At 65.0% G+C, this 3,927-nt stretch carries 5 protein-coding genes; 1 reads left to right on the top strand and 4 read right to left on the bottom strand.

What is annotated here, in order from left to right:
* Positions 1-24 precede the first annotated feature (24 nt).
* The 4 genes from JYJ84_RS30595 to JYJ84_RS30580 form a co-directional block, all read right to left on the bottom strand.
* The gene (locus JYJ84_RS30595) at positions 25-804 is read right to left on the bottom strand and encodes an ABC transporter ATP-binding protein (RefSeq protein WP_122946000.1); all 780 of its coding nucleotides are present in this window, start codon (positions 802-804) and stop codon (positions 25-27) included.
* A gap of 18 nt (positions 805-822) precedes the next feature.
* The gene (locus JYJ84_RS30590; RefSeq protein ID WP_122945999.1) at positions 823-1,536 is read right to left on the bottom strand and encodes an ABC transporter permease; all 714 of its coding nucleotides are present in this window, start codon (positions 1,534-1,536) and stop codon (positions 823-825) included.
* Positions 1,533-2,222, bottom strand: a complete 690-nt coding sequence (locus JYJ84_RS30585) for an ABC transporter permease (protein ID WP_021158491.1) — start codon at positions 2,220-2,222, stop codon at positions 1,533-1,535. Before JYJ84_RS30585 ends, JYJ84_RS30590 begins: the two co-directional genes overlap by 4 nt.
* Positions 2,223-2,451: 229 nt before the next feature.
* Positions 2,452-3,234, bottom strand: coding sequence for an ABC transporter substrate-binding protein (locus JYJ84_RS30580; RefSeq protein WP_122946743.1), 783 nt, complete (start codon positions 3,232-3,234; stop codon positions 2,452-2,454).
* Positions 3,235-3,595: 361 nt separating this feature from the next.
* Between JYJ84_RS30580 and JYJ84_RS30575 the strand changes: the two genes are divergently transcribed.
* A partial coding sequence (locus JYJ84_RS30575; RefSeq protein WP_205189887.1) for a pirin family protein occupies positions 3,596-3,927 on the top strand: 332 nt, incomplete at its 3' end.

The following is a 3,927-nucleotide window of genomic DNA, read 5'->3' as shown; positions in this document are numbered from 1 at the left end:
ACGCGTGGCGTGCAGCGTGCGATGTTACTTGAGGCTGCCCGACAGGAACCCGCGCAGGCGCTCGCTCTTCGGGTTCGCGAACACCTCGGACGGCACGCCTTCTTCCTCGACGCGGCCCTGGTGCAGGAACATCACGTGGTTCGACACGTTGCGCGCAAAGCCCATCTCGTGTGTGACGACGATCATCGTGCGGCCTTCCTCGGCCAGCTTCTGCATCACCTTCAGCACTTCGCCCACCAGCTCCGGGTCGAGCGCGGAAGTCGGCTCGTCGAACAGCATCACGTCCGGATGCATCGCCAGCGCGCGTGCAATCGCCACGCGCTGCTGCTGGCCGCCCGACAGGTGCGACGGATACTGCTTCTCGACGCGCGGCGCGAGGCCGACCTTCTCGAGATATTCGCGCGCGCGCTCCTCGGCTTCCTTCTTCGGGATGCCGAGCACGTTCACGGGCGCTTCCATCACGTTCTCGATCACGTTCATGTGCGACCAGAGATTGAAGTGCTGGAACACCATCGACAGCTTGGTGCGCACGCGCTGCAGCTGCTTCGGATCGGCCGCGCGCAGTGCGCCGCCCTTGTCGGCCTTCGTGAGCACTTCCTCGCCGTCGACGACGATGCGGCCCGCGTTCGGCTGCTCGAGGAAGTTGATGCAGCGGAGCATCGTGCTCTTGCCGGAACCCGACGAGCCGATCACGCTGATCACGTCGCCCGAGTTCGCCTTCAGCGACACGCCCTTGAGCACCTCGTTGTCGCCGTACCGCTTGTGCAGATTGTCGACGAAAAGCTTCTGAGTCTGGGAATTCATCAATAGTCCTGCGAAAACTTACTTGCCTTGCGGGCGCAGATACGCGAGCCAGCGGCGCTCGGCCTGGCGGAACAGCCAGACGAGCGTGAACGAGATCACGAGATAGAGCAGGGCGGCGATGCCGAACGCATGGAACGACATGTAGGTTGCCGAGTTCACGTCGCGGGCGATCTTCAGGATGTCCGGCACGGTTGCCGTGAACGCGACGGTGGTCGCGTGCAGCATCAGGATCACTTCGTTGCTGTACAGCGGCAGCGCGCGGCGCAGCGCCGACGGCAGGATCACGCGGCGGTACATCGTGAAGGAGGACATCCCGTACGCACGCGCGGCTTCGATCTCGCCGTAGGAGGTCGCCTTGATCGCGCCGGCGAAGATCTCGGTGGTGTACGCGCAGGTGTTCAGCGTGAATGCGAGCAGCGTGCAGTGCATCCCGTCGCGGAAGAACGCGTCGAGCATCGGCGTGCCGCGCACGGCCTGCAGGCTGTAGAGGCCCGTGTAGCAGAGCAGCAGCTGCACGTAGAGCGGCGTGCCGCGGAACACGTACGTATAGAGCCACACCGCGCCCGACAGCCACTTCTTCTTCGACACGCGCGCAACCGCGAGCGGTATCGACAGGCAGAAGCCGAGGCCGATCGACACGACCAGCAGCCACAGCGTGATCGCGACGCCGGTGATGCGGTAGCCGTCGGTGAAGAGGTAGTTGCGCCAGTATTCTTGGATGAGATCGATCATAGGTCAGCCTTGCGGACGCCGGTCGAGTAGCGCTTTTCGAGCCACATCAGCACGAAGTTCGAGATCGTCGTGATCGCGAGGTAGACGGCACCCGCGATCAGCGTGAAGAAGAAGAACCGCAGCGTGCCCTTGCCGGCGTCCTGCGATGCCTTCACGACGTCGGCGAGGCCGATGATCGACACGAGCGCGGTCGACTTCACGAGTACCTGCCAGTTGTTGCCGATCCCCGGCAGCGCGAAGCGCATCATCTGCGGGAACATGATCCGCGTGAACACCTGCCAGTTCGTCATCCCGTACGCGCTGCCGGCCTCGAGCTGGCCGCGCGGCACCGACAGGAACGCGCCGCGGAACGTCTCGGTGAAGTACGCGCCGTAGATGAAGCCGAGCACGAGCACGCCGGCGAGGAACGGGTCGATGTCGATCTGGTCCCAGCCGAGCGCGTCGGTCGCCATGTTCAGCCAGATCTGCAGGCTGTAGAACAGCAGCAGCATCAGCACGAGGTCGGGCACGCCGCGGATCAGCGTCGTGTAGACGGTGCCGACACCGTTCGTGAAGCGGTTGCGCGACAGCTTCGCGCCCGCGCCGAGCAGGCCCAGCAGGAACGACAGCGCAAGCGACAGCACCGCCAGTTTGACGGTTTGCCAGGTGCCAGCGAGGATCAGCGGGCCGTAACCTTGTAGAAACATATGTGGTCCCTGGTGTGGTCCCTTAGGGCGCACGCGGTGCGCCGCGAAAGACGCGCCCGCCAAGCTGCGCGGAACGCCCCGTACGTATCATGACCGTCCGCCCCGGCATCGGTGCCGGGCCCGCCCGTCGAGCGAGCGGCGGGCAAGGGGGCGGGCGGCGCGTGGTTGACTGCCTGTACTGCCCGGACGCGGGGCCGCCCCCGCATCCGGTGCTTCTTCTTGTCGGCGCTTAGCGGGCCGGAGCCGAATAGACGCTGAACGCGAAGTACTTGTGCGACAGCCGGTCGTACGTGCCGTCCTTGTGCATGTCGGCCAGCGCCTTGTTGATCTTGAGCTTCAGGTCCGTATCTTCCTTGCGCAGGCCGATCGCGGTGCCGTCACCGATCGTCTTCGGATCCTTCACCTCCGGCCCGGCGAACGCGAAGCCCTTGCCGCGCGGCGTGCGCAGGAAGCCGTAGTCGGCCTGCAGCTCGTCCTGCAGCGTCGCGTCGAGGCGGCCCGAGCCGAGATCGGCGTAGACCTGGTCCTGGTTCTGGTAAGGAATGATCGTCACGCCTTGCGGCTCCCAGTACGTCTTCGCGTAGGTCTCCTGCGTCGAGCCCTGCTCGACGCCCACGCGCTTGCCCTTCAGCGAGGCGATCGTCGGCAGCAGCGGCGAGCCGGTTTTCGCGATCATCCGCGCCGGCGCGTCATAGACCTTGTCGGAGAAGTCGATCTGTTCGCGGCGCTTGTCGGTGACGGTCAGCGACGACACGATGACGTCGTACTTCTTCGCCTTCAGCGCCGGGATGACCCCGTCGAGATCCTGCGCCACCCACACGCATTTCACGTTGATCCGCTTGCAGATTTCCTTGGTGAGATCGACGTCGAAACCGACGATCTCGCCGCTTGGCGCGGTCGACTCGAACGGCGGGTAGCTGGCGTCGACGCCGATCCGCACGGTCTTCCACTCCTTCGCGAAGGCGCTGCCCGCCATGAGGGCGAGGGCGGCGCACAGGGCGGCCTTCTTCATTTCCATCCTTCTCTTTCCGGGAGCGCTCGCGGCCGGTCGAACCGGGCGCCGCGGCGTATTCTAGACGGCCAAAATTCGCCGATCGGCGCTCTGGCGATGGCGGCCGCCGGAACGGCGAACGCCAAAAGGGCGGTATTTTACCCGAACGCGATACCCGGAAACCGGCAATCCGGGCCGACCGGTCGATTCTTCGACGCATTGATCCGGTTGTTGCGACAATCATCGTATTTGCAATGGACATTGCATCGATTGCATTCACAGGCGCAACGATGCGGTGCGCAGGCGGCGGATTGTGGCGCGATTGGCACACTCATACAGTGGCGGCATGCCAAAACAATGCATCTCACGGAGTGTCCGCCCCATGTTCCAGATTCGCCGCGCCGCCGATCGCGACCAGCGTAGCCAGGGCTGGCACGAATTCCTTCACAGCTTTCCTTGTGCGTCCGGCCCCGGCGGGCCGCCGGTCTTCGGCGCGTTGCGCGAACTGAACGAGGAATGCATCGCGCCGACTCGCGGCTACGGGATGCGGCCGTACCGAGACGCGGAAATCGTCACCTACGTGCTCGACGGTGCGCTCGCGCATCGCGACAGCCTCGGCAACGGGGCGATCGTCCGCGCGGGCGGCGTGCAGTGCATGAGCGCCGGCGCTGGCGTCATGCTGAGCGAAACCAATGCATCGTGTGACGAGCCGTT

The organism is Burkholderia sp. LMG 13014, assembly GCF_905232215.1.
Lineage (GTDB): Bacteria > Pseudomonadota > Gammaproteobacteria > Burkholderiales > Burkholderiaceae > Burkholderia.
This window is presented reverse-complemented; position numbering and strand designations above follow the sequence as displayed.

Coding starts and splice junctions, on each gene's coding strand:
- JYJ84_RS30595 (WP_122946000.1), bottom strand. CDS start 804: ATGAATTCCCAGACTCAGAAGCTTTTCGTCGACAATCTGCACAAGCGG.
- JYJ84_RS30590 (WP_122945999.1), bottom strand. CDS start 1,536: ATGATCGATCTCATCCAAGAATACTGGCGCAACTACCTCTTCACCGAC.
- JYJ84_RS30585 (WP_021158491.1), bottom strand. CDS start 2,222: ATGTTTCTACAAGGTTACGGCCCGCTGATCCTCGCTGGCACCTGGCAA.
- JYJ84_RS30580 (WP_122946743.1), bottom strand. CDS start 3,234: ATGAAGAAGGCCGCCCTGTGCGCCGCCCTCGCCCTCATGGCGGGCAGC.